Raw genomic sequence first — 26,032 nt, 5'->3', positions numbered from 1 at the left:
ATTTAACAATGAGATATTTACCAATCATAATAGCTAGTTTAATTTTTACGAGCTGTAGCAAAGGCCAAATAAAGGAAGAAGTGGGTTTAACCAACAAGCTTGTTTACAATAAAAAGAGCACCAATTACCTTATATATGTAAACAATTCCTATCAGGCAGAGATTTTCATCAATGGTTTTCCACTTCACCCCGTTTTGCCTAGGGCTGGGGGAACTTTTTTAGATTTAGGATTGGAAAAAGTAGGTTCTCAAAAATTTAAGGTCATTCTGGATTTAAATCAAGTAACATTCAAAAACCCTGAACCTAACTTATACGATGAAGTTTTAACTATCGAACTTAAAAAAGGTAATAACGAAGAAGACGAGGAAAATTTTAAAGTTCTGTATTCAGATTTAAAAGAAGAAGATTTCAAAAAAGGATATTACATCAAAGAGATAAAATTTGAGGCCGAGCCAGCTTATCATTTTTTTAAAGAAAACGAATATGTTGATTTAAGAAAACAGCCCAATCTGTTAGATAGTTTATATGCTCGTTATCAATCAATTGTTAATGATGTAAATGATAAAAATGCGAAGGCTTTTGTAAAGAAAATTGAAGTAGCGGAATATCAATCTGCACAATTACGCAACATGGAAAAGGAATGGGTATTTAAAGAAAGGGAACGTTTTTTTAAAAACAAACTGAAATTACCTCCAATAGATAGTTGCAAATTAGTGTTTACAGACAATGGCAAGATGGCAACTATTGGATTAAAATATCATATATCAAATGGTGCAAAAAACTCAAAAATTAACTTTCCTGCTTTATCAGGAATATGGGAGAAAGGAACCTTCCCGAAATTTATAGATTATTACCATTATTTTTTCTTTGCTAAGTCAAAAAGCAAAAATAGTTTAGAGTTATTGAGGTGGAGAACTTTTACTTACGATATGGACATGTAGTTTATCAAGTTTAAACACTAAAATGTTAAGTGCTTTTTTTTGCTGATCATCAGGAGAAATGCATTGCGCTTTACAATAAAAACAAATAGAAAAAATAACACTTACAGAATGAAGTATTTACTAATTATAGTGGCAGGTTTAATGTTTACAAGTTGTAGCAAAGGCCAAATTAAAGAAGAGGTCGGCTTAACCAATAAGCTTGTTTACAATGAAAAAGCGAGTAGCTATACTGTAACGATTTATAATGCCTACCAAGCCCAAATTTTAATTAATGGCTTTCCAATTCTTCCGGTATTGGTATCGCAAGGGCTTACCTATTTAGATATGGGAATAGAGAAAACAGGCACTCAAAAATTAGAAGTGATACTAGACTTGAGTTCTAAAGCAATGAAAAATTATACGCCAAAAGGCGACGATAAAATTTTAACTATTGAACTGGACGAAGATGATGATCAAGACGATGGAATTTACGAGAATTTTGAGATTCTGTATTCTGATTTAACGGAAGAAGATTTAAAAAAGCATTATTATGTGAAGGAAATAGAATTTAAGGCCAAACCGGCTTATCATTTTTTTAAAGAAGAAGATTATGTGGATTTAAGAAAGGAAAAGAATCTAAAAGACAGTTTATATGCTCGTTACAAAGCAATTGTAGCAGATGTAAATGATAAAAATGCAAAGGCGTTTGTAAAAAAAATAGAGGTAGCCGAATACCAATCTTCCCAGTTAAGAAATATGAAGCCAGAGTGGGTGATCAATGAGAGAGAACGGTTTTTCAATAACAAACTAAAACTTTACCCAATAGATAGCTGTAAGATTCGTTTTACAGAAAATTACAAAATGGCAACCTTACAGCTTATCTATAATCCGATAACAAGGGAGCAAAATGCCTTACTTAGTGCACCCGCATTAAGGGGGTTTTGGAAAAAAGAAAGTATACCTTATACGGTTACTTACATGCATAACTTCTATTTCGCCAAACCAAAAAGCAAGAATCATTTAGAGTTATTGAGATGGAATACCTTTACTTACGATATGGATATGTAGGGTTTAGTGAATTGTAAGCCTAAAAAAACATTTCTGAAAATGACAAACGAAGATTTGCTATTTCTAATAAAAAATCGATTTTAAGGCCTTTACAAAAAAGGCTGTTATTTAGAATATAGCAACAATTATGAAAAAACTAAATGAAGAAGATGACCCAAAACAAATTGCTAAAAAAGTAAGTGAAAAGTATTTAAGAAAAGGGTACAAATTAGATTTCAGTATAGAGAGTTTGGAAAAAGAAGTAGACAAAATTTTGGAAAACGAAATTCCAAAAGATGGGGTCGCATCCGGAAAATTAGTAGCGGAATTAACCGCTTATTTCGGAGAAACAATTTGTCGAATTTTTGGAGCAAGGTGGAAAGGGGTCTATTATATTGAAAATAGCGGAATGAATTTTTATTGTTGTAAAATAAAAAAAAATGGTTTCGAATTTAGTCCAAGCCATTTTTTTGGTTACTATTTAAGCAATGGAAAAAATAGCGAAGGAAGTTTTAAAGACTATTTATACGTTAGAGATAATTCTGAAGGGATATTGAAGGATTTTTTAGGGGGTGGTTTGATTACCAAGATAAAATCTGTAGAATAATTTTTCCTCACATCGTTTTAAAACCTCTGTCCATTGTTTCGACCTCTAAGAGAAAATAATCTAGAACTATTCAGATGGAAAACACAGATGACCAAGAGTCTCTTTATTATTTTTCTGTTGAATTGAAACGAGCCTTAAAAAGCTGGAATAAAAAATTGGATAAGATTTCTTGACACTTTATTCGATAGCTCAGCCAAACTATCACTAAACGAATATTTTTTCCTGTCTAACGAATAAAGACTAATTGTTTACGGATAAAAACTTAGGGCAAATTCAAAGTTTGAAAACTCTAAATTCATCTTCGTAAACAACATATCCAATGGAAAAAAATAAAACATTAACAGTAGCCGAAAAAGTAAAAGTTGGTGCAATTACACTTATTGGTGCTGGGATATTTAGTCAGGGCACTTTATATTTTAGAGAAATCAAATAACAACATTACTTTTTCCTCGCACCATGTCCAATTAGTTGTGTAATGGCAGGCTGTAAACCCACAAACCTATGTTAATTAACCAAAAAATGAATAACCAAACCAATGATAACGAATTATTTACCGATGGCGTTATCTACATCAACTCCGCTCAATGGTTATTGGCTTATGGAATATTTAAGGAACTAATAGCAAATGCAAAAAATCCAAGTGGTGCCTTACTTTATAATATGGCACTTTGTCAATTCTTTGCAGAGGAATACGGAAAAGTGGTTTCTACATTAAGTGAAGCTTTACAAAAAACAGCTAAACCATCTAGTTTGTCAAAACAGGCTAGTAATTTACCAGAGCCCTTGATTATTCAAGAATATCAAACCAATGCTCATCATTTTGCACTGACAGAAACGGTTTTTAGTGTAAACCCTGCAATCGTAAAACTAAGAATTCGTAGGTTATTGGTTGATGCAAATTTGTTACTAGAAAATTGGCAAGAAGTGGTCCGTTTATCTGCTTTACCCGAAATGAATAAATGTAAAAATGTAATGGATTCGTTAGCAGAAGCTAAAAATAACCTTAATATTTAACGTCATTAATTAAAAAAAAATAGAATCAGATTGAGATTGATGTTCGCTTCACTACTATTTTCATTTTTACTGATCCTGTTAAAGATGGAATAAAAAAAAATATCAACAACCAATTGAATTATCACAAAATACCACAGCCAACCTTAATCAAAATCCCCATGAATTTATACGAAATACAAAGCGCTTACCAACAAAGAGTTCCTTTTAAAGAAATCAATCAAACCTATAAAAGTGGGTTGGCTGAAGGAGAGTTAACTGATGAAGAGAAAATTGAGTTGTGGAAACAAGTCTGCGCTTTTGGAAATTTCGAAATGATTGATGAACTGATTGCTCAAGGTTGGAGAACAATGGGCGTTGAAGATGCCTATGGTAATAATTTACTTCATATCATGGCCGAAGCAGAATTTGGCCGTTCTTACACCATGAGCGAGGGACAAATTTACGAAACAACAAAAAGGTTGTTGGCTAATAAAGTGAGTCCGATACGGAAAAACAGTGAAGGTTTTACGGCTTTGATGCTTGGCGCCAAAGCGGGTTATTTTGAAATGTTTCAAGCTTACCAAGATGCTGGAGTAAAAATAGATTGGGCAGATAGCAAAGGAAACACATTATTGCACATTTGTGCAGAAAATTCGGGTTCATATGCTTCCGATTTATCATCCGCTCAGGACGAATATCTGGAATTTGTACAAGCACCCCATTATGATGAAAACAGTAGAAGAGATGTGAGTCGAAAAGCGGAATTAGAATGGAGATATCAGCTTAAACAAAATCGCTTATCAGATTTTGTAAATTTTATTTCCATGGGTATTGAAGCAGGCTTGGATCCTTTTCAAAAAAACAACTACGGGGAAACCGCCATCGACATTGCTGTTAAGGTTAAATCAAAAATAGCCGGTGCACTTTTAAAAGGCGACGATTTATCAAATAAAGAAAATGTTGATTGGTATATTCAGGCTGGCGGTCAAGATATTTATCAAACTTGCATCAATCAAGATGTTAAGGCTGTTGATGCTTTAATTAAACTCGGTGAAAATTTGAATGAGGAATATGATAAAGAAGGTGACCGCTACCACGGGATGTTGCCACTTGCCATCGCTATCATTTTGCATGATTTTGAAATTGTTGATTTATTGTTGAAAAATGGAGCAGATGTTCAATTGATGGATAGTAAATCTTGGCATCCGTTACGATATCTTTACGCAACAGATTCTACAATCAACACCAATTCTAACCAGTTTGAGGATAAAATATTCCAAAAAATATTACAAGCTTTTGTTAAAGCAGGTTTTGATATCAATACCTTAATGGATGATGAAGAAAATACATTGTTGACCCTTTCTGCAAAAAATGCAGATAGTTTGCAATTATTCAATGGAAATTCGATAGCGAAAGTAATAATGGAAGAAGCCATTTTTGCAGATGCAGATGTAAACAAAACCAATAGAGACGGAATTTCTGCTTTGATGTATTTAGGCTTAACAGATTTAAGGCGAGCAGAAAAAGAATTTTTGATGCTTTTAGAGCAAGGTGCAAAAACAGATTTGAAAGATAAAGACGGAAAGACAGCACTCATCTATGCCACTAATAATTCAGAAAAATCTACGGCAAAAACCTATTGCGAATTAATGGAACAATTTGGAGATATATTAGTCAACGCAAAAGATAATTCAGAAAAATCTGCTCTAGATTATGCGGTAGAAAAAGACAATGAGAATTTGGTGGCTTGGTTTTTAGAAAGACAGTAACTAAAGTTCAGAATTTAAAATCACAACAACCTTAATAAAACACAAAACAAATGGATGCTATATTTTTAAATGCCTGCAAAAACAATCAAAAAGGAATTGTACAAACCTTCCTTAAAAAAGGCGGGATCAATCTCGATAAACGTGATGCAATGGGCAATACGCCATTATTTTACGCCAGTCAAAAAGGTGCAAGAGATATTGTTAAGCTTTTAGTAGAAGGCGGGGCCGATGTGAACTTGGCAAACAACCACAGCACAACGCCTTTACATATTCTTTCGCAAAGTGGAAATAAGGAAATTGTATCCGTTCTGTTAGAAGCTGGTGCCGATATTAATGCGACAGATAAAGAAGGAAAAACGCCACTTATTTATTCCCTATCGCAAGCAAAAACAGAGTTTACAAAATTTCTACTTACAAAAGGTGCGGATAAAAGCATTAAAGACAACGAAGGACATAGCGCATTAGATTATGCTACGAGTAGAGGATTGAGAGATACTGTTGCTTTGTTAATGGGAGAAAGTGACGAGAAAAATAGCCACGGAAATACCGCACTTCATCAGGCTGTGTATAACAATAACGCCGAAGTGGTTAACGAGTTGGTTAAAACTCAAGCCATAAAAATTGATACGCTGAATGATCAAGGCGAAAGCGCTTTGATGATGGCCTGCATGAATAACAACTTGAGAACTGCCCAATTGTTGATTGATGCTGGAGCAGATTTGCTATTGAGAAGACTGGACGGTAATACAGTTCTTCATTTTGTATGCGGAAGAGGAAACAAGGAAATTGTAAAACTACTTCTTGAAAAAGGAATGGATGTGGATGTGAAAAACAATGAAGGGGAAACTCCGCTAATTGTAGCAAGCATGTGTGGTTGCAATGATATCACTGAGATTCTAATTAGTAATGGAGCATCCGTTAACGAAAAAGACAACGACCAACAATCTGCTTTACATTACGCATCTGAAAAAGGTTTTAATGAAATTGTAGAACAGTTAATTATGGCTGGAGCAGATTCTTAGAGTTTTAATAAAATATAAATTTACATAACTAAAAATGCAGTCTTTGACAGCGAGAAAGAAAACCATGAGATACCTATTCATCATCCTAACTTTTGTGAGCATTACAGCTTTCGGTCAAAAAAAACCAACTGTTGTTAAAAGCAAAACTTCGAAACAAGAAACAAATGCACCAATTAAAACAAAAAGTTACCCATTTGGCATTCGAAAAGCATTTTCTTGGCAAATTGTTACAGATCAAAAGCTTTTACCAGCAAATACAGTGTTTAAAGAAAACATACAATTTGAGTATGATTTGGTAACTATCGAAGAAAATTTTAAGGATGAACCATTTGATTTTAACAGCACCATTAAACCTGATGAAAATGGCGTCTTGACTAATCCTAGTTTTATTTCCAAAACACTTATTTACAGATTCGAAGTTAAAAATGATCTATTAATTCTTACAGAAACGGATAGCAAAGCTGTTAAGAAGTTTAAAATATTTTTTGACAAGAATAAAGAACCCATACGGTTGCAAAGTTTGACTACTAAACGTTTCTACAATCCGAGTGCTTTTCGTGGCGTGAGCAAAAGTATGTAAATGTTGATTTAATTTGAATTGGGTCAGAAATGAATATTTTTAAATACCTCATCATAAAAATCATCATTCTAGTGGTTGTGATCGTACTATTCTGGAATGGAGCACACTATTTAGTACCTGATGAAGTGCTAAATACCAAATTTGGTTTCTTAGACGAAGGTGCGATGTTTATTAGACTAAGTGTAGTTTTTGTAGTTTTATTTATGGCGTTTTTAATTTACGAAATCAATAAATTTCATAAAACCAGCCAACTAAAATTGCGAAATACGGCAATTATTTTTATTGCTACTCTACTGCTAATGTCGGTTCCTTTATTTTACTATTATTTTAAATATTAAGCGCTTTCTATATTTTTAATTTTTGGTAAATTTTGATCAATCAACCGATTAAGGTGATTGATAATTTAAATCATTAGACGAAATTCGACACAAAAATGCGGTGGCGATCGAGAAAAATCAAAAACTAACCGAAAAAGACAAGATGAAATTGATGCTAAAACAATTGCAAATTTTATCTTTCAACTGTCTATTGCTGAATTACCAACCACCAAATGATAAAGAAAGCTGGGACTTTTTAAGGAGCTTGACCAAAAGATAAATCTAAATCAAATGCCACCAACAGTTTCTTCCTTAAACATTACAGAAACCGGAATTGAGATTAACAACAAGTTATTCGAATTCCCCTTTCCGCTTGCTGATTTAAAACTACTAATTGGAGAGCCATGTAGAATTTACGAAGGAGCACCCGATCACGATAGAGGATTTTCTTGGACAAGTAAACAAGTTTGGGATGAGTTTGGTATCAGCACAATTTCAGATAAAGCTTCTCCAACTTTAAATGTGGTTGAGTTTGAAATTCAATTATCAAAAAAAAAGAAATATGAGCACATGCCAAGTCAACCTTTTTTAGGTAAAATAAGTATAACCGATACGAAAATTGAAGAATTGGTCATCATAACCAATCAGTATTACCCATATCCTTATAAGGATTTATTTTTTAAAGATATTGTAATCAATACTGCTTTAATCCGTACTAAAAAAATTAACGAAATTTCTTCTATTACTATTTACAAGGACAAAAAATAGGTGTCAAGAGTTTAAAACTGCATCCACTTATTAAATAGCAAAAATGAAAGCACTCCTATTTAAAATTATCATTCCTTTAACCATCATTTCATTTACAATTTTCACTAAATGGTGGTCAGTTTTACCTATTGACGCCTCAGAAACATTGTTTTTCGGCTTTCCGTTTGTCTATATTGGCAGAGGTTGGGTCACTTCATTATCCCATCAAGTTTTTGTATTGGAACTATTAGCTGATATAACCATTTACTTCGTTTTTTGGTTCGTATTGGTATTTTGTTTTAATAAATATTGGATTACAATATCGATCAATAAATTTTTAACGGTTACGCTTTGGATATTAAGTTTTTGTTGCATTGCTTTCGGCACTATCCTGTTCAGCAATAAAGACAATGTGTATTATGCCAAGCGACCTTATGAAATGGAAATCATCACTAGCGGATATCGAATGATTTGGCAAAACAACCCAAAACATTAAATCTAATTTGCTTTCTATGCTACAAAAATTCATTCATTCGCAACGAATTTATACTTAAAGTAAGTGAATATAAAATCTCCTAATTTTTTAAATATTTATCGGTTATATTTACGATACGATAACAATAATTAAAAACTATAAAATTATTCGAATAATTATCCGCAAATGCTTTCAAAAAATCCCGAACAGAGAATAGAAACCCTTACGAAGCAGATTCCTGCACTTGGTAAAATACCTTTTGATCAACGTTTAATTATTTTTAAGCAGGCTTTCAAATCAAAGTCTTACAAAATATTCTTAGCACTGATATTCCTAGCATTTATCTTGGTATTCTATTTTAATCTTGATGCAATTTTAGCATATAAAGGTTTGAAACAAGGCGGTTTATTTGCAAGGAGTGTACATTTTCTAAATGAATTAGGCACCCAGTTTTTCATTCCATTAATGGTGGTGATGCTTGCATTGGTATTGGGAAGAAATTATTTTGTGAAACAAGCAATTAAAAAATACTTAGAAAAGGAGAATACTTAATTCGAGACGGTTTTTTGCTTGTTGGCAAATTATATTCAATAAAAACCTTTTAAAACGAACAAACTCAATACATGAAAAATAATAAGCGATCAATTACATATTTAAGCATCGTATTTTTAATGAGCATATTAACCATAGCCTGCAAATCTAGCTTGGATGAAAGGCAAAAATTATTTCTTGATTATGCAAAACTTGAAGACCAATATCATGGTACTGGATATTTCCATAATTTCGATTTATACGACTTAAATATTGGAGCTCCAGTTTACTTGGATAGCACTTTTAACATTGCTGATTATAAATCTAAATTTCTTAAAAACTTTAAACTGATTGATAATGGTAGGGAATTTATGCCAGATTTTGGTGACTTAAAACTTCAATATCCACATCAATTTGTGATGATAAAAGACAAAAATGGTTCTGTAAATACAAAGTTCTCTGTTTTTGTACCCGCTAAATATTACAAATTTTCTGTTGATAAAAATGACATCGGTAAAAGCATAATGAAAGACAGTGTAGAAATTACCTTGCTTAACATGACTAATGATGGCGTTACTTTAATGATCGAAAATAAAGGGATGCGACAAAGTTATGATTATACTTATGATAGTGCTGAACGGAAAGATTTTAGTGAAAAACAAAAGTATAAAGAACCAAAAGAGCCGGGATATCAGAACTATTTATTTGTTAGCGAACAGGTAGATGCTCCAAACACCGAGCGAACAAGTAAAACAGACAGTTTGACGAGAGAAAGTTTTTCTCGCTTATCCATTAATATCTTAGACGAAAAAGGTAAAACATTGGCAAGTGAAGGTTCTGTTAACGATTTTAGACATTATCTGTGGTACAGAAACCATGACATGCCTTATCCTGAATTAACTTCAAATTACTATAATATAAAACAGAAATACAAAGAACTGGATGAAGATCCACTCCATAAATTTCATCCGATTGATATTGTAACGCTAAAAGCAAGTGGTAAGGTTGGGAAAGTAGACTTCTTTTTAAGGTCTAACAAAGGGCATGTAGAAACCATTGACCTTGGCGATGTTGTTCCTCAAAAACCAGTAGACAATGCTTCTGTTAAAGAACAAAGCGAAGTTTTACCGATTACCAACATCAAAAAAGAGGAAGTAAATAAACTGTTAAAAATCAATTGTACCACCGTATCCGGGAAATTAAATGCACCAGATAACATCCTAATTTATGCCTCATTGTCTTATGGTTATAATAATGAGCGTACCGGTTGGAATTTTAGTGAGATGAAGCTTATTGGCGATGCAAAAGATACCGTTGCGGTAACTGACTATCAAGATGCGGATGATTATTTTAGAGTAGGTTATGGCAATCAGAACAGTAATTTAAGTGCAGTAAAGTTTTCTCCAACATTGCAGAATGCTAAAAAAGTAATTGGCAAAATAAGTTTAGAAGTTCCCAATTATTACGATAAAACTTTCACGCCTAATAATTTACCGAAATGGATAACGATAGATAGCAATGGCAACAACTTGAAATTTTACAATAACGACCCTGATAAGATAAATTTGGTAGAGTTGTTAGTATTTGATAAGCAAGGCGGAACAAAGCCAATGGACATTATCAATCAAAAGTATGACGACGCGACCAGTCTTGTGACCAATAAATATGCTGAAAAAATAGAAAAAGTCATCATTAGGTTTATAAATACCGAGAAAGGTTTGAGTGAGGAAATTCCCTTTGAACTGGACATTCCGCAGGTAAAAAAAGATGAAGATTGATTTTTTATTGGATAGGTCTTGAAGTCTGACTAATAAAAAATTAGAGTTACGAACTCTGCCGAAAACCAAACAAAAAACACCTTAATAAAAACCAGAACAATGGAATACAAAATTTGTTTATCAAAAACAACCGTGATTTTTTACGCTTTGTTATGCCTAATTATTGTTTACGCATCAATTGCAAACCTGCTAAGTATCATCGATGGTACAGGTAACGTAATTGGGTTAGGTGCATTTAGTTTAGGTGGGTTTGTTTTGCTCCCGCTGATGGTGTTTTTCACCTATCGCAATAATCTTTGCACTGTTAAAGCCGATGGGGTTAAAATTGGAAAACACTTTTATCCGTTAGCTAGTTATCAGTTTTCGATTGTTGAATATAAGGTTGCTTTTAAAGACAGACCACTGTTCTCCTTATTAAAAAAAACAAAGGAAACATTTATAGTGAAGAGAAAAGGCGAGCAACAGGTGTATTTTCAGGAAGATTTAGCCATTTTTAACAGAGATATAAAAAAATTAAAAGAAGCAATTCAACAGTTTAACTAACGGAAAAATTAGTACTATTCGAAAATTTTAATGTTGCAATTAACTTAAAACTTATTTGGTTTTGGATTGTTTTTAGGTAAGCGAAACTGGTAGCACCTTGTAGAGAGGTTACTTAATTCCAACATCATTTAACAATTAATCATTTAAATTTATGGGACAAGCACAATCACCGCACAAAGATCTTAGCGGAAAAGAAGCAATTGAGACAATCAAAAAATTAACTGAGAAAGCTGGAGTATGTTTTTTCGTAACGAACATTGGTAAGGCTGCACACAGCATTCCGATGTCTTTGCAAGAAGTGGATGCCGAAGGTACTTTATGGTTAATAAGTTCTTCACAAAGCACTCACAATCAAAATTTGGAGAAAGACCCCACTACACAACTTTATTTTTTAAATAACGGTTCTTATGAGTACGTATTTATTCAGGGACGGGCAGTAGTTTCAAAAGATAGAGAATTGATTGAGAAATACTATAGCCATTTCGCAGATGCTTGGTTTGATGGCAAAGACGATCCGTGGATTACGGTTATCGGCATTAAGCCTGACGATGGCTATTATTATGAAACCAAAGACAACAAAATTTTTGCGATGGCAAAAATGGTTTTCGCCGCTGTAACAGGGGCTAAAATCGAAGACGGAGGCATAGAGGGTGGTTTAGAAGTTTAAGTTTAGCGCTTTTAACAAAAAAACACCTTCTATTTTAGGATGTGTTTTTTTTTGAAACTTTTTCTGAGTTTTATTTATTTTTAGCTTAGCTATTTCCTGTAGAGAGACGAAAAGTCGATTATCGATTAGCATTGGTTTTATGTTAAATTTTTTGTGTTGATTACATCCCTGACTATATTTACATCGGATATAAAACATTTTTTAGTATCCATGAGGGTCAAAATAAGATTCAATTGTCAGTTCGTTAGGTTTTAGCTTTTTAGCCATTTCAAAATATTTCTTCGCATCTTTCATTTCTGTCCCCACGTTTATTTTTGCAATTGCAATGTTGTTGTAAAGATTGGCATCGGCAGCGTTCAATTTTTCCGCTTTTAGCAATACTTTCAGTGCGTGTTTGTGTTCTCCTCTAAGCGAATATATAGCGCCAAGATTAGTCAATACTCTGGTATCATTTGGATTTACCGCTAATACTCCGTTTAAATATTTCTCAATTTTAACAACATTTTCCTTCCATTTTGTTGAGTCATTCCAAATTTCTTGATATAAATCAACAATAATTCTGAGTATTGACTCCAAGTCTTTTAAATTCAAAGTATCCATATCATTTGATTTAGTTTGAAGTTTAAATACGCTATTTAAAATCCCCATTTATCTATTGATTTTTTAAAACGCCGACTTATGTTGGGTCTCTGTAACATGGCGGATAAAGAAACCTGCAGGTTTGAAAAATTACTTATTTTTTAAGACGAGCAATATTCAGCTGAATAAAAAAACCTACATATTTCCAAACTGATTTTAGAGGTTCGTTTTCTAATTTGCTATGCTTTATAAAATATAACGAACCATAAAATTATAGTCAATAAGATGATAGACGGAAACGCAATTTTAAAAAACAAAGGGAACTTTTTTGTTTCTCCTGATTTATCAGCGAAATAGCGATAAACAATATAAACAAATAGCGTAATCAAATAGGAAAGTATCGTAAATACAATGCCGTATTTGATTGCAGAGGGGTTTCCACTGTCAAACAAGAAAATGGACGTGTATAACAAAAGAAAATAAACAGCACCTATATTACTTGCCAAAACATCCCATATTTTATCCCTTTCAAACCATTTTTTCTTTTCCTTATTGATTAACAATTCATTTCCGGTTGTCAAAAATTTGTACCTGTTGTTGTTTCTGCTCCAAAACTGCCAAGCAAATACAATTCCTAGCGGAATGCCAAGCGCAAAAATTAAAATTGAAAGTGGCGCCAACGATTCAAAGAATTTGTTTTCAGGAATGTTTCCCCAAGTATAGCCTACGATTACTGCTGTACTCACTAGGCAAGTAAATACAATTATTTTCAGATGATATTGTAACTGTCCCTTTTCAATTTCATTTTCCCAATGAGCTATAAATTTTTTATCTTTTTCAGTCATAATTTATGTTTGTGATCAACACGCTATATTTATTTCCATTCATAAGAAATTGTATTGACAATTTGTTTGATGCTTTCTTCACTTAATGCTGTATGCTCCGTTAAATATCGCTTTGCATTATTTACGACAATTATTAAATCAGGATAATTTCATAATTCAAATTTTGAAGCTTCTTGGTAGATTTTAGAAAAAGTAGTGATTTCGTTTTCCGTAATGTTCTCTCCTTTTCCAGTCCAACTATTTTCTATTTGAGCAATACAGTTTAGCTTTAGATTTGCCTTACAAGTCAACAGCCATTTTTGTAATTTCTTTACACTAATTATCATAAAATTTAATTCCCTTTTCTGTTTGTATTCTCCAACCGTCTAAACGTGTCATACTAGCTGAAACCCATTGTTTACCTGTTGTTACTTCTTTAAGCTTATTAAGAACCATATCTGCATAAAGATTTATCTTTTTCAAATTCCTTTAGTTGAATACCACTTTTGTCAGAGTTATTAAATAGCTCTAATTCACTTTTATAAATTTCAGGTTTAGTCAATCGGAAATAGTGAACTATATCTAAATGATTGTCATTAAAACTCCCATCGTTTCTTTCTTTGTTCGTCATGACAATATTGACGCATTCAATTAGATTTTGGTTAGGAATTTCAGAAATATAATTTAAACTAGATAAGTATTGAACCCGCAATAGTCTATCTATTGATTGATATTCGACAGTAATACGGTCGCACTTAGTAGATTCATCTATAACCTCAATTGTCGATTCGCTTAATGTATATCCAACATCAGCAAACCGGTTAAATGCATCTAAAATAATATTATTGCGATTTTGTATCTCAGTCATGGGTTCCTGTTTCTCTCCTTAATTAATTATTAGAATTCAAAAAGATCATTTTTATCTTGGGTTTTTCCTTTTCCAGCTCAATTATTTTCTATTTGAGCCGTACAGTTTAGCTTCAGTTTTCCTATAAAATCAAACTTTCAAAAATGTAAAATTCTGATTTGTTGTGGACATTGATAAAATCAGGTTTTTTCTGGTATGTTGATTTTATTATTTCATGGTTTATTTTTGGTTTAATGAAGCAAAATGAACTAGAATTTTATATAAATTCCATTGCTTCCAGAACCATTGCCGCACCGAATTTAACTAAATAATTAACGGTTCAATTGTTATAAATCACACTACCATACAAAAAAAGCTATCCATTCAATCTCAACTTCAACTGCTCCAATTGAACCGGATTGCTTGAAATGCTGAAATTATAATATTTAGCATCACTTGTATTAATCTCAATCTTGTACATAAAACCATTTTTTACATGCCGGATCGAAATTTTGTGCGCTGTAATTCTGTCAAACGGAATCACATATCGCTGGAGTGAAAAAACATATAAAATTTGGGATGTGATAATGAACGAAGGCATATACTTATCAACCCCATACAACGCATCATTAATTTTTTTTAAAATCTCAATTTCAGAAAGTGTGAGTTTTTGTAACACACGCTGGTAACCATTAAAAAAGTTATTTATAAAAATGAGTATAGGAATAGCAATAACCGAGACCGTTCCCATCAAAATTAGCGTGAACATAAGGGCATCTCTCATTCGTTCATCGTATCGCTCTACACCCAGATTGTCTATTCCAATCCCAATGGTTTCTAGATAGGAATGTATATAAAACCAAAGGGGTATTCCAACAAGCAACAAACATATAAAACCATAAAAGATGTTCTTGCGAATTGCCTGCTTTCGCTCAAAATTAGTAATATAATCGCTTCCCACTTAAGCAATATTATCTAAATACCGCATCACTTCTTCCTTTTTTCGGGCAGAAACTGGAATATTTTCTTTTTCCAATAATATAAGATAGCCTTCTTTATAATATTTACTAACGTACATAAAGTTAACCATATAAGACTGATGACAACGCAAAAAGCCATGTGCTGTTAATATAATTTCGTATTCCTTTAAACCTTTAGAAACTACGATCTCACGTTTATTTTTTAGAAAAAAAGACGTGTATCCCTTGTCACTTTTGCAATATACAATGTCTTCAATTGGTACTATTTCTATAAATTCCATACTTTTTAACGCAATCCGTTTAATACTAGAAACCCCATGTGTCAAATACTGTTCTTTGGCAATAGCCAATTGTTGCTGGTTGGCCGTTTCCTGCTCTCTATGATGAAAGCATTTATTCAATAAATTAGTAAGTTCAATTTCATCAATTGGCTTTAGCAAATAACCGAAAGCACCCATATTTAGAGCCTGAATAGCATACTGATCGTAGGCAGTTAAAAATATAAGCTGAAAATCCTCTACTCCTATTTTGTCAAACAATTGAAAACTATCGCCGTCTTTTAATCTGATATCTGCTAAAACCATATCGGGTTTAAGTACTGGGATTTCTAGGGCAGATTTTGCTACGCTCGCAGATGTTCCCACCAATTGGATGTAAGGAATTTTTTGTACTACTTGTATTAAATGTTCTAATATCAACACCTCATCTTCTATAATATATAGTTTCATCTGCATAATATTTAATCTTTTATTTCTGGAATTACAATTCTGACGGTATAGCCGTGACTTCCGTCTTGTTTTTTGTCCATCTGTTCGTATTTAGCTTCTTGTCCTTGAGAATTGAAAACAACGTCTAATCGTTCTTTCAAAATAATTCCTGCAAGTGATTGTTTTTTCTGATCGTTTGGAGTTTTTACTTCAATCCCTTTTCCATTATCATCAACTAAGATAATCAATTGCTGATTTTCTACTCTAAAATCAACAGTCATTAAACCTGTGTAATCTATGTTTCTAAAGCCGTGTTCAATGGCATTTTCTACAAATGGCTGAATCAGCATTGGTGGTATTAAAATACCTGGAAGATAAAGATCACTGGCGATATTTATTTTATAATCAAACATATGTTTGTAACGCATTTGCTGCAGTTTTATGTAATTTTCTAAAGTAGCTACTTCTTCGTCCAAACCAATAAAATCCTTGCGACTTTGTTCCAAAATATTTCGCAAAAGAACCGAGAAGGCAGTAAGGTAACGCACGGTATCTTTAGTATTACCTGAAGCGGCTAAACTTTGTAAATTGGCGATAGAATTGAATATAAAATGAGGATTGAGTTGCACCTGCAACAATTTTTGCTCCATATTTAATCGCTTATTCTCTGAATTCAGCAGTTTGTTTCGTTGTTTTAGCTGACGCTGACTATAGCTGAAATATAAAAAAAAGATGACGCCCAAAAAAATCAAGGACGATAACAGCATAGTTATATTTTGTTGCGCAATAATCTTCTTGCTCAAATCATTCTGGTTCTGTAGTGATAGAATATTCTTATCTTTTTTTTCAGCCTCATATTTTTCTTTAATCTCTGCAATTTTTACAGATTCAATTTCCTTGATAGTTTGCAATTCAATTGCATTTGCCTTTTCCGAAGCCACCAATGCCATTTTATAATTCCCTTGCAATTCGTATGCATCCATTAAACCTTTGTAATAAAAATATTTAGGTTTTTCAGGCGCTAGCTTTTTGTTCAATATAATGGCTTTTTTAAAGTAATATATGGCAGAATCGCCTTTGTTATCTTTAGAAAAACTAATCGCCAAATTGTAGTAGGCTACATCGTTTATATTGTTTGTTTTAATCAAATAATTGATGTGAATTTTACTGTATTTAAGTGCTTTACTGTAATCCAATTGTCTGTCGTAAATCTGAGCTTCATTATCATATGTTCGGGCAAGCGCTAAACTATCATTAATGGCAAGTGCTAACTTTCTAGCCTTGGCATTACTGACCAACATTTTATTGTAATCGCTCATTCTGGAAGCCAATAAAAACGAAATATCATAATACCTTTGTTCAATTATCGGATGATTTTTGAAGGGGTGACTCGCATAATATTTTTCTACATATTGAAACGACGTTTTATCATCGTGATTTTGGTAGTAGGCTTTTGCCAATAAGTCATAGCATCTGTAGGTTAATTTGCTGTTTTCCTTTTCTGCTTTTTCTGTTAGCTGATGAATGCTATCCATAATTTGAGCTTTGACCGCCACGCCATCATTCATTCTTTGATTGAGCAAACTGATATTTTTAAGAAAATAAATAGCATCATCTCCATGAGGTACATTAATTTTTTCAAACATCAATTTCGTGCTATCTCTATTTTTTGCCCATTTGTATTTTAGCCCCGCGAAATAATAATAGTAAGCTTTTGCCTCTTCATCGGTGTTGTTTTGAAGCAATGCCAGTTTCTCGTTCAACTTTTTCTTCATTGCAGCAGTGCTCAAGGTGTCAAATGAAATAACAGTCGACAAATCATCTTGAGATAAAACCTTATTTTGATTTTTTAACACAACAACAACTTTCTCCTTATTTTTCTGCGTACAAGATGACACCAAAAACAAGATGAGTAATAAAAAAAAAGAAAATGTAAACTCTATTTTCTTTAACACGATAGACGAAATTTTTATCATTAATATCAAAGTTAATAACTAAAGTGACAACAAAAAATTGAAATAAATATATGTAGGTTTTGACTTTATATCTGTACTTTCTTTCTAAATATTCGTAAAAAATTAGTTCAGTTTTTTCGTATCAACAAAGAAAGTTATACGCTTGTACAATCATGTAGATTACAGTCTTGGAGAACTAGCTTTACCATATTTATCTAAATATTTAGCAGTTAAGCTTATAAGTTCTTCAAAACTAATTTTAAGCTCGGTTGCATTTATGAATACGCCATTGTTGACGAGTTCAATTTCAGAAATTTCCTTGTTGTATTTTTGAGGATTTTTCAGTTTTAAGTAGAGTTGTTTAGTCCTATATACTTCCTTCCCTTCCAAATTTTCTATGTCTACCCAACATATTTGCCCCATTTTTTTAGCAGCGCCTGTGCCGTTAAAAGTAAATCCCATTGGGTTCAGCAATAATCCAACTTGATCTTCACTACTCATTTCTCTCGCAGATTTGATAAGTATGACAATCGTTGCAACCAAAATTACAATAAACATTGCGAGATAAAAGATTTTGATAACATCTGCCGCGATAATAAGTCCAATGAATAAGGCACAGAAGATGAGGACGCCAACCCCAATGAATAAAATTTTTCTTCTTTTTGAATTGTCAAAATTGATTTTAGTAGTTTCGGTTTCGTTTAGCATTTTTTCGGTTTTTTTGAATATTTAATATTAAGTGTTTTTTATGGTCCTTTTTTAAAGTTTTGTAATTTCATATTTTTTCTCCTCATACAAAACAAAATTGAAGTTGCAACTGCAATAGAAATCAATATATCCAAAAACAAATTGACGTAAGAAACTGCATACGTTATTCCACCCATTTCGCCTGTTTCTATACTCATCGTCATTTCACACACGTCTTTATAAAACCAAAATGGAAAACCAATATTACCATCATCTTTGAACAAGCTTAACAGAAACAATCCGCCAAAAACTAGTAATGTAATTAGGAATACTCTTATTAGTAACTTTATCATCTTTATATAATTTACTTTCAAAAAATATTATTGTCGTTTTATTATTTTTCCTGCTTTATCCAACCAGACTTTGTTTCCATCCACAGTCAATGCTTCTCTCCTACCATTCTTAAATTCACCGACTTCTTTAAATCTTTGACCAAATTGGTTTAAATAACCGTTTTCTGTGATATTTCCACCCCAAGTCCAATGAACATCTCCTTCACTTAAAGTTCCATCTGCGCTATTTTGTTTACGGCTTTTACCATTTTCATAAATTCTATCTCCGCCTATATAGTAGTCTGCTAGACCCTCTTTAAAAAAAGTGGCAAATGAATATTGTGCAGGAATAATTTTATTTCCGTCTAAGTCGGCGAAACCTATTTTTACATTTTCTACAAACCTGAATAAGCCTTCTTCCACATAATCGGGCCCGTTATCATAAATAAATGGAATTAAAATAACTTTTTCCTTTATATCAATTCCTACCCACTGCCAATCTTTTAATACAATTCCCATGTTGTACAATGTATCCGTATTTATGGACGAGAATTGAGCTTCTATGGCGATTTTACCACTTCGATGTTTGTAGCCAAACAACGCTCCAATATCTTGTTTAACACTGTAGGAAATCAGATAGTCGTTTTTCTGTTGCACCTTTTGCGCAAACGTAAAGCTTGAAGCTATTCCAAAAAGAAAAATTAAAATTAGTTTCATCTTGTAATCGTTTAAAATTTACACGCTAAAGTATGATTTAATTCGCCATCAAAATATTCTTCTTTCCAATAATGCGGGTCGTTAATGTGACGGTACTCGATTTTCTCCAGTTGGTATTTCTGAAAAAAAGGTTTTTCAAGAAAAACCATGATAGAATTTGCATGTGGCCAACCTTCGGAAGTTTCTACAATTTTGTTTCCAAGTGTAATTTCTTTATCCAAAATTCTTTTTAGCGTTGCACTAAAATTATTAACGTGGTCTTTTTTAATCATTTTGTAGAAAATTAATTATAGAAGCTATGGTATTTGCTGTTTTTCATTCTTTAACTTATTTAATTTTTTAATTGCTTGTTTAACAGTACTATCCTGCTGTTCTTCTTTCTCAATGATACCATCCCATTGATAATAATTGTTTTTATCTTTTGCGAAAGGTTCATCTTTTAAAACGATAAATGTTTTCACATCAGCATCTGCCATCAACCCTTGTCTACCGTCATAAACAAAGTTTTTATCTCTTGCATAATTGTCGTTCAATATCTTAAATGTTACCACATCAAGTTTGGGCTCTACCTCTTTAAAATTAGAAAACCGACCACCGCCAGACGTTCCATAATATTGGTAAATGTTATTTTTATCCCGATAAAAACTATACGTCAGCTGTTTAAAAGTTGCAGTATCTATCACAGATTTCAGTGTTGGATTTATTTCTTCATCAAAACCAAACTTGGTCATAAAACGGCTTGCTGTTAAACCCATCCGAGTATCTCCACGCAGTAGATAGTCTGATTTAAAAGCGATGTCGCCATTTTTACTTATCCATAAACCGCATTTTAGTAACCGCCAGCCGTGTAACTTGTGCAGGCTATCTATCGATTTTTCTTGGATTGTTAGTTTTGCTTTTAAAATAGTATCTAGACAGGGAACTTTATCAATACCAATATATTTTGAAAAACCACCTAATTTTTCTTGTTCAACCTCTCCTATTATGCTTGTATCTATTTTGAAAACTGAAAAGCGATATCTATACAGATTCTCATCGTGGCAACTGTTGCTGTATTTTATGGGGACAAGGATGTTGTATATGCAAAATGAAGCAATTAACGTTAAAAAAAGTCCGATAATGAATTTCTTCATGTTAAGTGAATTTTATCAGTATTGATTATATCCTAAGGTTTTTCAATCACTTTTTCTCCCTCTAACGGGTCTTTTCTCAAAAGTTCTCCAGCTAAAGTAAAATAAAAGCCTACACCTCTTGCTTCAGCATAAATTTCATCTCCATCGATATTAACAAGATATAGCGTATCGAAGTCCTCATTTAAAATTGGTTTCAAATTAAAGTCGACCAGTTTAAATTTGTTTCCTATTTTTAAACCAATAGATTTTTTTGTCACGAACTGAAAATCGTGGTTACCTAAAGCAATCACAAAATGGTTTTGCTTATCAATAATTCCACTTTTACCATCTTTAGAAACAATGAGATAAAAATTGTCGTCTGATTTTACAGATGAAAACCCATATATTTTATCATAAAGAAACGGGATAATCACTTCATTTTTTAAGTTGAGCACCCCCATTTTATTTTTCTTTTTAGCGAGAATAATTTGCTTATTTTCTACTTCCAACTCCTCATAAATCAATGGAATCATCACTTTCTTTTTCGCATCTAAAATTCCATAACGCTTATCTTTCTCTACCTTAATCAATCCGCTATCAATAATGATGTAGTTATAATTATCAGAAAAACTGATGACAAAATTACCTCTTGCATCCAATAAGGCATATTTTTCAGTATTGGGGATATGTTCCTCTTTTCTTCTCCCATCTTCATCGTATTCATGCTTCGATATACTTACCAAATAATAACCATCAATATTATAGGTTGCTGTACAAAATTGAGGTTTAACTACATTTGTTCTGTCCTCCAAATAATAGCCAATAAGTCCTACTTTTTTATCGTTAATCGGATAAAGTTCTGGGATGGTTTCTTGATTTTGTGCTGAAGCGTCAACACCTATCAATAAAAAAATCAAAATTAGAATGAAACTATTAAGCTTTTGATTTTTCATTTCGATGTTTTACGTATTCTATTTAATGTGGATGGCATGCTAATATTTCGTTTTGATTTCTTTGATCGATGAGCTATTTTCTCAGTCCACCTGAATGGTTAATTTGTTCGATTTAATTTTTAATTGTTTTGAACCATTATCTGTTATATTGTAGCTACCCTCTTCATTTTTTTGGAAACCGCTAAAATAGTCGGTGTTGCTTTTGTAAATTGAAAAATCAAATTCGCTAGGACCCACATTAAAGGTCTGTTTTGTTTTTGCCAATAATTTTAATTCTAAAATTAAAGTTTTGATGTATAATTCATCGCCTACTTTTTCCATCGATTTTCTACTCCCCAACATGTTCCAATCAACATCCGTTAACTCAAAATTTTGGTACATGATTTTCTCAAAACCATCCATTCCTACAATGCCATCCATGGTTTCTTCAACCCCTATATTTATTTGATTTTCTTTTCCGTTTAGGGAAACATTTTTTGGTGGTAAATGTCTTCTAACTACTTGTGAAAATTTAGCGTATTGGTAAAGATTGAGCTTAATGGTATCCTTCAAATTGTAATCCGTTTTGTCTGCCGACCAAATTAACTTGACAGCATTTTTTTCATCTATCTTTATTTTATCAACAACCGTGATGAAAAAAGCCTTCGTTTTATATTCCTTTCCTTTAAAGATTACCGTTAACGTAGGAAAATCAATTCTCCCTAGTTTATTAGGAGTTGCATAAGTATTAAAACTGTAAAATTTTTTAATCACTTTACCATCGTCATCGGTCAATTCACTTTCAGAAATTTTACCTAAAAATTTGTCGAAATTATCAATTAACGTTAAGCCCTTAATTTGGTTGGATGAGGAAATTAAACTGTCTGGATTTTGTAAAAACTGGATGTTTACATCAAATGATTTTCCGATTTCAACTTCGGGTTGTATCACAAACTCAACAAATTCTTTTTGATTCCTGTTTTGGCAAGAAACGGTAAAAAACTGAAACGTAGCTATTGCAAGGAAGGGTAATAAATTAGTTTTTATTTTGTTCATCATTAGTTGTTTAGTATTAAATTTTTTAAGCGTTATAAATAAAATTTCATCAAAAGACGTTGTTAAAGCTGGTTTGGATAAAAATATAATCTGTTGAGTTGAATTAAAATTTTGTTTCTAAAGCTATAAAGCGTATCCATCGCAAACAAATTATAAAGGCATAAAATCCGCTGAAAAACTTTCCTCATTCATAAACACTATTGAATAATGGACTGGTAAATACCAAGTTAAAGAGCGTGCCAAGTTTTCAAAAGTGTTTTCGTCGTTAAAGTTTTTAACTGTGAAATTGAAAACAAGGTCTTGAGAAACATTTCCCTCCTCCATGGTTCTCATCATCAACAGTATTTTTGGATTTGCGATTCCGTTTGCTTTCAAGAATTCTGAAATTATGTGTCGAGTTGGTTTTGGCAATAGCTTTTCAGAAGGTTGCCCTACCATCACTTTTTCATTTGAACTTATTTTTTCATAACCTTGTTTTTTTGAAAACGATGTTTCTGTAGGTGTATAGAATTCGTTATTCAAACTAAAGTTGACAATTGTTCCATAAGACAATACCCAATCTACCCCGCTTTCACTTGGATTAATGACGACCCCATAACCTAAATTCAGTAAAAAATCATCTTTCATATTTCTGATCACGTAGCATTGAAAACTGGTATTCGGCTCTGGTAAAAAAAGCTGGAAATATGGGTATCCATCAGGCCCAGTAATTACCTGCGGTTCGCCACAACGAAAACTTGCTTCACCTATATTTTCTAAAAATGACTTTTCCCATTTTTCATCTCTATCGTTTTTAGGAATTTGAACAAGATTTTGGATGATGCTTGTCTTCTCTAAATCTCCAAGATAAGCGTCGGTACTTTCTGTAGCCGGTTGCACCGTTTCTGTTATTTGTTTTGGTTTTTCTTTTTTATTTAAAAAGTCGAATAGGCCCATAGTAGATTGTTTTTTTAATTGTGATAGAAAATTTTGTAGTGGTTATTCTTTCTTTTTATAACTTTTGACTTCCACCGATTTTCCATTAACGATTTTATATTCTTTGTAATGGACAAAAACATCGTCTTCGTAAACGCGTTCTTCTTTGATTAAGTAAAGTTTCCCATTTTGCCATTTGTAGGTTTTGGTTCCTTCATTTCCGCTACCATCCGCATCATACGTAAAAACTGCGTTAATTGTAGGATCAAAATAGGCAACACCTATACCGTCCAACACACTATTTCTGATAAATTTTTCTTGCTTTTTATCGTAAATATAATAGAGATAACTGTAATCTCCCTTGCTCATATCAGGGTAATTAATCATGATTTTTAAATCAAGGTAGCCATCAAAATTCATATCTTCGAGTATAATTTCAGGAACTTTATCAACCAAATCGTCTTCCTTAAACCGAGTCAGTGTCTGTACCTTTCCTTTATTATTTTCTATAGTAAAAGATTGCAAGGCGTAATACGAACTGGCCGCTTGAGAAATGTCAGCATAACTGGCTTTTTTTTTGGTTACGGTATATTTAAATTTCAATGGATCGAAAACATTCAAATCTTCTTTACAGACTAAAGTCACTTTTAAAGCATCGGCTTTCATCGCCTCGGCCTTGTTTTTTCCCCAAGTCCCAGAAACGGTCATTTTTTGAGCTGCACTGATAATAAAATAACCTGATGACACGTATTGTTTCTTCTTATTAACATAAGATCTTTCATCGAGTATTAAATTTTCTTTTTTGAAAGTACCATTGACAAATATTTTATTAGCGCTTCCACTTTTCGAATAATAATATTCTCCAGAAATGCTATCTGATTTGTGAACTAAATTAAATTGCATCTCTATGGGATAAGTTCCGATTGTTCCTGTGAAATTAATATTTGCCGTCACTTTCGGCTCTTGTGCTACCGCAAATTTTGCGGATAAAAGCAGTAAATAAATAAATAGTATTTTCTTCATCATTTTTGTATAATTTATTTATTTAAATAATTGGTCAGCAAGCATTCCCATCACAAAGCCACCAATAATTCCGAATCCTCCCATTATACAGATCGGTATTCCTAAAAGTGTAAACAATTGCGATTGGCTTTCTCGTACTTGGATCAAATATTTGGACAAATCTACAGAGGCTAACGGCACCGTTTTAGAAATGAAGCTCGAAACCGAGGAAACACTAGAGCCCGATTCCAGCCGTAATTCATAAACCCCAGGCGAAGCGTCAAAAGTATAAATTTCCAATCTGCCTGTAGAAAAATCATTCGATCTCGGGCTCATTAAAGAATAATTAAGATTGATTTCCTGCTGACTTGCTTTATCATAAATGTGCGTACTAAATTGGTCGAGCGGTGTTTTTTTGAATAATTCTCCTTTTTGCCAAATTGAATAAATGCCAGTTTTTACAACAGTGAACTCGCCAATCTGCTGTAAATATTGCATTTCAAGCATTACTTTTCCGTTGAAAGATTTTCTTAAAATCTTAATCCCGTGATAAAGAAGAAATGCTCCAATTGGCATAAGGCAAAAGAAGAAAATTCTGATGTAAAGTAGGGGCATTGTTTCAAACAAGTTTTTAAATAGCGTATCCATAAATTTATAAATTTGTTCAGTTGTTTATCTGCTTAAGTAACTAAAAATATGGAGGTTTTCTGCTTTTTATTATTGCCAACCATCTATTTAGTGATAACTTCTATTTGTTTAAGCTTCAATCTAATCTCTTCAAAATTTTTGTCGGTTAAACCGAGTTTTAACAAACGTAAGGTTCCTTTATATTTTAATAAGGAAATTGACTGCATAAATAATTCTTCATCAATAGAGTTAAGACTAAAATCTACAAAATTTAGATTTTTCAGTAATGCGAGGCTTTCTGGTAAAGCTTTTAATTCATTGTCTTCAAGATTTAGATGTTCCAAATTTGAAAAATTCTCTAAACCGATAGGCTGAATTTTTAACTTGTTATGTGATAAATCAAGTTTCTTCAATTTTGTATTGATATTGGTAATTTCCGGCAATCTTTTTAGCTTACCGTAAGAAAACTTCAATACTTCTAAGTTTGGACTTCCATTTAATAGGCTGTCCAACAAACTGTCGAAATTCACTTTGCTATTATTCTCATCTGGATAGTAAAATGTAAAAGAAGTCACGCTTTTAAAATCTAGATTTGAAAGTTCTGCAACTTTACGAGCCCTAAATTTACTTCCATCCACTAAAGAAATATCTATTTGTGCTGGCGCATCAGACATTAGCATTGTCGCAGGTTCATTAGTTGTTTGTGCATAGGTTATTCCAGTCACACAAATAAAAAAAATCTGTAATAGCACTTTAATTTTCAT

Annotated in this window: 32 protein-coding genes; 14 read left to right on the top strand and 18 right to left on the bottom strand. The window is 32.5% G+C overall.

Annotated features, from left to right (window positions below; genetic code table 11):
* The first annotated feature begins 8 nt into the window (after positions 1–8).
* From H602_RS0103890 to H602_RS0103820, 14 genes are all read left to right on the top strand, one after another.
* Complete coding sequence (locus H602_RS0103890) at positions 9–941, top strand: hypothetical protein (RefSeq protein WP_026976834.1); 933 nt, start codon at positions 9–11, stop codon at positions 939–941.
* A 108-nt stretch (positions 942–1,049) separates the two neighbouring features.
* Entirely contained in the window at positions 1,050–1,988 is a 939-nt protein-coding gene (locus H602_RS0103885; protein ID WP_026976833.1) for a hypothetical protein, read from the top strand.
* Between the two features lie 127 nt (positions 1,989–2,115).
* A complete protein-coding gene (locus H602_RS0103880) occupies positions 2,116–2,574 on the top strand; it encodes a hypothetical protein (protein ID WP_026976832.1) in 459 nt (152 codons plus the stop codon).
* Positions 2,575–3,093: 519 nt separating this feature from the next.
* A complete protein-coding gene (locus tag H602_RS0103870) occupies positions 3,094–3,588 on the top strand; it encodes a hypothetical protein (RefSeq protein WP_157504886.1) in 495 nt (164 codons plus the stop codon).
* Between the two features lie 158 nt (positions 3,589–3,746).
* Complete coding sequence (locus H602_RS0103865; protein ID WP_026976830.1) at positions 3,747–5,336, top strand: ankyrin repeat domain-containing protein; 1,590 nt, start codon at positions 3,747–3,749, stop codon at positions 5,334–5,336.
* A 50-nt stretch (positions 5,337–5,386) separates the two neighbouring features.
* On the top strand, positions 5,387–6,358 hold the full coding sequence (locus tag H602_RS0103860; RefSeq protein ID WP_026976829.1) for an ankyrin repeat domain-containing protein: 972 nt from the start codon (positions 5,387–5,389) through the stop codon (positions 6,356–6,358).
* 64 nt (positions 6,359–6,422) lie between these two features.
* Positions 6,423–6,938: a hypothetical protein gene (locus H602_RS0103855; protein WP_157504883.1), complete on the top strand. Its 516-nt coding sequence runs from the start codon at positions 6,423–6,425 to the stop codon at positions 6,936–6,938.
* A gap of 29 nt (positions 6,939–6,967) precedes the next feature.
* Entirely contained in the window at positions 6,968–7,276 is a 309-nt protein-coding gene (locus H602_RS0103850) for a hypothetical protein (RefSeq protein ID WP_026976827.1), read from the top strand.
* A 270-nt stretch (positions 7,277–7,546) separates the two neighbouring features.
* Positions 7,547–8,023, top strand: a complete 477-nt coding sequence (locus H602_RS0103845; protein WP_026976826.1) for a DUF7738 domain-containing protein — start codon at positions 7,547–7,549, stop codon at positions 8,021–8,023.
* 43 nt (positions 8,024–8,066) lie between these two features.
* Entirely contained in the window at positions 8,067–8,498 is a 432-nt protein-coding gene (locus tag H602_RS0103840; protein WP_026976825.1) for a hypothetical protein, read from the top strand.
* Positions 8,499–8,663: 165 nt separating this feature from the next.
* Positions 8,664–9,029, top strand: a complete 366-nt coding sequence (locus H602_RS0103835) for a hypothetical protein (RefSeq protein WP_026976824.1) — start codon at positions 8,664–8,666, stop codon at positions 9,027–9,029.
* Positions 9,030–9,100: 71 nt separating this feature from the next.
* Positions 9,101–10,786 carry a hypothetical protein gene (locus tag H602_RS0103830; RefSeq protein ID WP_211224026.1) on the top strand — a complete coding sequence of 562 codons (1,686 nt, stop codon included), beginning with the start codon at positions 9,101–9,103 and terminating at the stop codon, positions 10,784–10,786.
* A 99-nt stretch (positions 10,787–10,885) separates the two neighbouring features.
* A complete protein-coding gene (locus H602_RS0103825) occupies positions 10,886–11,329 on the top strand; it encodes a hypothetical protein (protein ID WP_157504877.1) in 444 nt (147 codons plus the stop codon).
* Between the two features lie 151 nt (positions 11,330–11,480).
* Positions 11,481–11,996 carry a pyridoxamine 5'-phosphate oxidase family protein gene (locus H602_RS0103820; protein ID WP_026976821.1) on the top strand — a complete coding sequence of 172 codons (516 nt, stop codon included), beginning with the start codon at positions 11,481–11,483 and terminating at the stop codon, positions 11,994–11,996.
* Positions 11,997–12,197: 201 nt separating this feature from the next.
* Here H602_RS0103820 and H602_RS0103810 read toward each other — a convergent pair whose 3' ends face one another.
* The 18 genes from H602_RS0103810 to H602_RS19260 form a co-directional block, all read right to left on the bottom strand.
* Positions 12,198–12,644 carry a tetratricopeptide repeat protein gene (locus H602_RS0103810; protein ID WP_026976819.1) on the bottom strand — a complete coding sequence of 149 codons (447 nt, stop codon included), beginning with the start codon at positions 12,642–12,644 and terminating at the stop codon, positions 12,198–12,200.
* A gap of 170 nt (positions 12,645–12,814) precedes the next feature.
* The gene (locus H602_RS0103805) at positions 12,815–13,420 is read right to left on the bottom strand and encodes a hypothetical protein (protein WP_026976818.1); all 606 of its coding nucleotides are present in this window, start codon (positions 13,418–13,420) and stop codon (positions 12,815–12,817) included.
* 149 nt (positions 13,421–13,569) lie between these two features.
* On the bottom strand, positions 13,570–13,746 hold the full coding sequence (locus tag H602_RS19820) for a hypothetical protein (protein ID WP_157504875.1): 177 nt from the start codon (positions 13,744–13,746) through the stop codon (positions 13,570–13,572).
* 98 nt (positions 13,747–13,844) lie between these two features.
* Positions 13,845–14,267: a hypothetical protein gene (locus H602_RS0103790; RefSeq protein WP_026976817.1), complete on the bottom strand. Its 423-nt coding sequence runs from the start codon at positions 14,265–14,267 to the stop codon at positions 13,845–13,847.
* A gap of 355 nt (positions 14,268–14,622) precedes the next feature.
* The gene (locus H602_RS0103780) at positions 14,623–15,207 is read right to left on the bottom strand and encodes a hypothetical protein (protein ID WP_026976816.1); all 585 of its coding nucleotides are present in this window, start codon (positions 15,205–15,207) and stop codon (positions 14,623–14,625) included.
* The gene (locus H602_RS0103775) at positions 15,208–15,954 is read right to left on the bottom strand and encodes a LytR/AlgR family response regulator transcription factor (RefSeq protein ID WP_026976815.1); all 747 of its coding nucleotides are present in this window, start codon (positions 15,952–15,954) and stop codon (positions 15,208–15,210) included.
* 11 nt (positions 15,955–15,965) lie between these two features.
* Entirely contained in the window at positions 15,966–17,789 is a 1,824-nt protein-coding gene (locus H602_RS0103770; RefSeq protein ID WP_211224025.1) for a histidine kinase, read from the bottom strand.
* A gap of 279 nt (positions 17,790–18,068) precedes the next feature.
* A complete protein-coding gene (locus H602_RS0103765; RefSeq protein WP_026976813.1) occupies positions 18,069–18,596 on the bottom strand; it encodes an STM3941 family protein in 528 nt (175 codons plus the stop codon).
* Positions 18,597–18,634: 38 nt separating this feature from the next.
* Positions 18,635–18,928: a hypothetical protein gene (locus tag H602_RS0103760; RefSeq protein WP_026976812.1), complete on the bottom strand. Its 294-nt coding sequence runs from the start codon at positions 18,926–18,928 to the stop codon at positions 18,635–18,637.
* Positions 18,929–18,955: 27 nt separating this feature from the next.
* A complete protein-coding gene (locus H602_RS0103755; protein WP_026976811.1) occupies positions 18,956–19,624 on the bottom strand; it encodes a WG repeat-containing protein in 669 nt (222 codons plus the stop codon).
* Positions 19,625–19,635: 11 nt separating this feature from the next.
* Positions 19,636–19,896, bottom strand: a complete 261-nt coding sequence (locus H602_RS0103750) for a hypothetical protein (RefSeq protein ID WP_051224159.1) — start codon at positions 19,894–19,896, stop codon at positions 19,636–19,638.
* Positions 19,897–19,920: 24 nt separating this feature from the next.
* Positions 19,921–20,757 (bottom strand): DKNYY domain-containing protein, encoded by an 837-nt coding sequence (locus H602_RS0103745; protein ID WP_026976809.1) that lies wholly within the window; start codon positions 20,755–20,757, stop codon positions 19,921–19,923.
* 32 nt (positions 20,758–20,789) lie between these two features.
* A complete protein-coding gene (locus H602_RS0103740) occupies positions 20,790–21,689 on the bottom strand; it encodes a WG repeat-containing protein (RefSeq protein WP_026976808.1) in 900 nt (299 codons plus the stop codon).
* An 81-nt stretch (positions 21,690–21,770) separates the two neighbouring features.
* Positions 21,771–22,727 (bottom strand): hypothetical protein, encoded by a 957-nt coding sequence (locus H602_RS0103735; RefSeq protein WP_169516018.1) that lies wholly within the window; start codon positions 22,725–22,727, stop codon positions 21,771–21,773.
* A gap of 147 nt (positions 22,728–22,874) precedes the next feature.
* The gene (locus H602_RS0103730) at positions 22,875–23,660 is read right to left on the bottom strand and encodes a hypothetical protein (RefSeq protein WP_051224154.1); all 786 of its coding nucleotides are present in this window, start codon (positions 23,658–23,660) and stop codon (positions 22,875–22,877) included.
* A 42-nt stretch (positions 23,661–23,702) separates the two neighbouring features.
* Positions 23,703–24,665 (bottom strand): XAC2610-related protein, encoded by a 963-nt coding sequence (locus H602_RS0103725; RefSeq protein WP_026976805.1) that lies wholly within the window; start codon positions 24,663–24,665, stop codon positions 23,703–23,705.
* Between the two features lie 15 nt (positions 24,666–24,680).
* A complete protein-coding gene (locus H602_RS0103720) occupies positions 24,681–25,289 on the bottom strand; it encodes a hypothetical protein (RefSeq protein WP_211224023.1) in 609 nt (202 codons plus the stop codon).
* 83 nt (positions 25,290–25,372) lie between these two features.
* Positions 25,373–26,032, bottom strand: a complete 660-nt coding sequence (locus tag H602_RS19260) for a leucine-rich repeat domain-containing protein (protein WP_051224151.1) — start codon at positions 26,030–26,032, stop codon at positions 25,373–25,375.

This window comes from Flavobacterium tegetincola DSM 22377 (genome assembly GCF_000425485.1).
GTDB classification, from domain to species: Bacteria; Bacteroidota; Bacteroidia; order Flavobacteriales; family Flavobacteriaceae; genus Flavobacterium; species Flavobacterium tegetincola.
This window is presented reverse-complemented; position numbering and strand designations above follow the sequence as displayed.

Excerpts from the sequence above, each read along its gene's own strand:
- H602_RS19260 (WP_051224151.1), bottom strand. The coding sequence starts at position 26,032 with ATGAAAATTAAAGTGCTATTACAGATTTTTTTTATTTGTGTGACTGGA.
- H602_RS0103805 (WP_026976818.1), bottom strand. The coding sequence starts at position 13,420 with ATGACTGAAAAAGATAAAAAATTTATAGCTCATTGGGAAAATGAAATT.
- H602_RS0103890 (WP_026976834.1), top strand. The coding sequence starts at position 9 with ATGAGATATTTACCAATCATAATAGCTAGTTTAATTTTTACGAGCTGT.
- H602_RS0103730 (WP_051224154.1), bottom strand. The coding sequence starts at position 23,660 with ATGGGCCTATTCGACTTTTTAAATAAAAAAGAAAAACCAAAACAAATA.
- H602_RS0103790 (WP_026976817.1), bottom strand. The coding sequence starts at position 14,267 with ATGACTGAGATACAAAATCGCAATAATATTATTTTAGATGCATTTAAC.
- H602_RS0103745 (WP_026976809.1), bottom strand. The coding sequence starts at position 20,757 with ATGAAGAAATTCATTATCGGACTTTTTTTAACGTTAATTGCTTCATTT.
- H602_RS0103740 (WP_026976808.1), bottom strand. The coding sequence starts at position 21,689 with ATGAAAAATCAAAAGCTTAATAGTTTCATTCTAATTTTGATTTTTTTA.
- H602_RS0103755 (WP_026976811.1), bottom strand. The coding sequence starts at position 19,624 with ATGAAACTAATTTTAATTTTTCTTTTTGGAATAGCTTCAAGCTTTACG.
- H602_RS0103750 (WP_051224159.1), bottom strand. The coding sequence starts at position 19,896 with ATGATTAAAAAAGACCACGTTAATAATTTTAGTGCAACGCTAAAAAGA.
- H602_RS0103735 (WP_169516018.1), bottom strand. The coding sequence starts at position 22,727 with ATGATGAACAAAATAAAAACTAATTTATTACCCTTCCTTGCAATAGCT.
- H602_RS0103860 (WP_026976829.1), top strand. The coding sequence starts at position 5,387 with ATGGATGCTATATTTTTAAATGCCTGCAAAAACAATCAAAAAGGAATT.
- H602_RS0103820 (WP_026976821.1), top strand. The coding sequence starts at position 11,481 with ATGGGACAAGCACAATCACCGCACAAAGATCTTAGCGGAAAAGAAGCA.
- H602_RS0103855 (WP_157504883.1), top strand. The coding sequence starts at position 6,423 with ATGAGATACCTATTCATCATCCTAACTTTTGTGAGCATTACAGCTTTC.
- H602_RS0103775 (WP_026976815.1), bottom strand. The coding sequence starts at position 15,954 with ATGAAACTATATATTATAGAAGATGAGGTGTTGATATTAGAACATTTA.
- H602_RS0103880 (WP_026976832.1), top strand. The coding sequence starts at position 2,116 with ATGAAAAAACTAAATGAAGAAGATGACCCAAAACAAATTGCTAAAAAA.
- H602_RS0103830 (WP_211224026.1), top strand. The coding sequence starts at position 9,101 with ATGAAAAATAATAAGCGATCAATTACATATTTAAGCATCGTATTTTTA.
- H602_RS0103840 (WP_026976825.1), top strand. The coding sequence starts at position 8,067 with ATGAAAGCACTCCTATTTAAAATTATCATTCCTTTAACCATCATTTCA.
- H602_RS0103760 (WP_026976812.1), bottom strand. The coding sequence starts at position 18,928 with ATGATAAAGTTACTAATAAGAGTATTCCTAATTACATTACTAGTTTTT.
- H602_RS0103825 (WP_157504877.1), top strand. The coding sequence starts at position 10,886 with ATGGAATACAAAATTTGTTTATCAAAAACAACCGTGATTTTTTACGCT.
- H602_RS0103725 (WP_026976805.1), bottom strand. The coding sequence starts at position 24,665 with ATGATGAAGAAAATACTATTTATTTATTTACTGCTTTTATCCGCAAAA.
- H602_RS19820 (WP_157504875.1), bottom strand. The coding sequence starts at position 13,746 with ATGATAATTAGTGTAAAGAAATTACAAAAATGGCTGTTGACTTGTAAG.
- H602_RS0103810 (WP_026976819.1), bottom strand. The coding sequence starts at position 12,644 with ATGGGGATTTTAAATAGCGTATTTAAACTTCAAACTAAATCAAATGAT.
- H602_RS0103885 (WP_026976833.1), top strand. The coding sequence starts at position 1,050 with ATGAAGTATTTACTAATTATAGTGGCAGGTTTAATGTTTACAAGTTGT.
- H602_RS0103870 (WP_157504886.1), top strand. The coding sequence starts at position 3,094 with ATGAATAACCAAACCAATGATAACGAATTATTTACCGATGGCGTTATC.
- H602_RS0103845 (WP_026976826.1), top strand. The coding sequence starts at position 7,547 with ATGCCACCAACAGTTTCTTCCTTAAACATTACAGAAACCGGAATTGAG.
- H602_RS0103835 (WP_026976824.1), top strand. The coding sequence starts at position 8,664 with ATGCTTTCAAAAAATCCCGAACAGAGAATAGAAACCCTTACGAAGCAG.
- H602_RS0103765 (WP_026976813.1), bottom strand. The coding sequence starts at position 18,596 with ATGCTAAACGAAACCGAAACTACTAAAATCAATTTTGACAATTCAAAA.
- H602_RS0103865 (WP_026976830.1), top strand. The coding sequence starts at position 3,747 with ATGAATTTATACGAAATACAAAGCGCTTACCAACAAAGAGTTCCTTTT.
- H602_RS0103850 (WP_026976827.1), top strand. The coding sequence starts at position 6,968 with ATGAATATTTTTAAATACCTCATCATAAAAATCATCATTCTAGTGGTT.
- H602_RS0103720 (WP_211224023.1), bottom strand. The coding sequence starts at position 25,289 with ATGGATACGCTATTTAAAAACTTGTTTGAAACAATGCCCCTACTTTAC.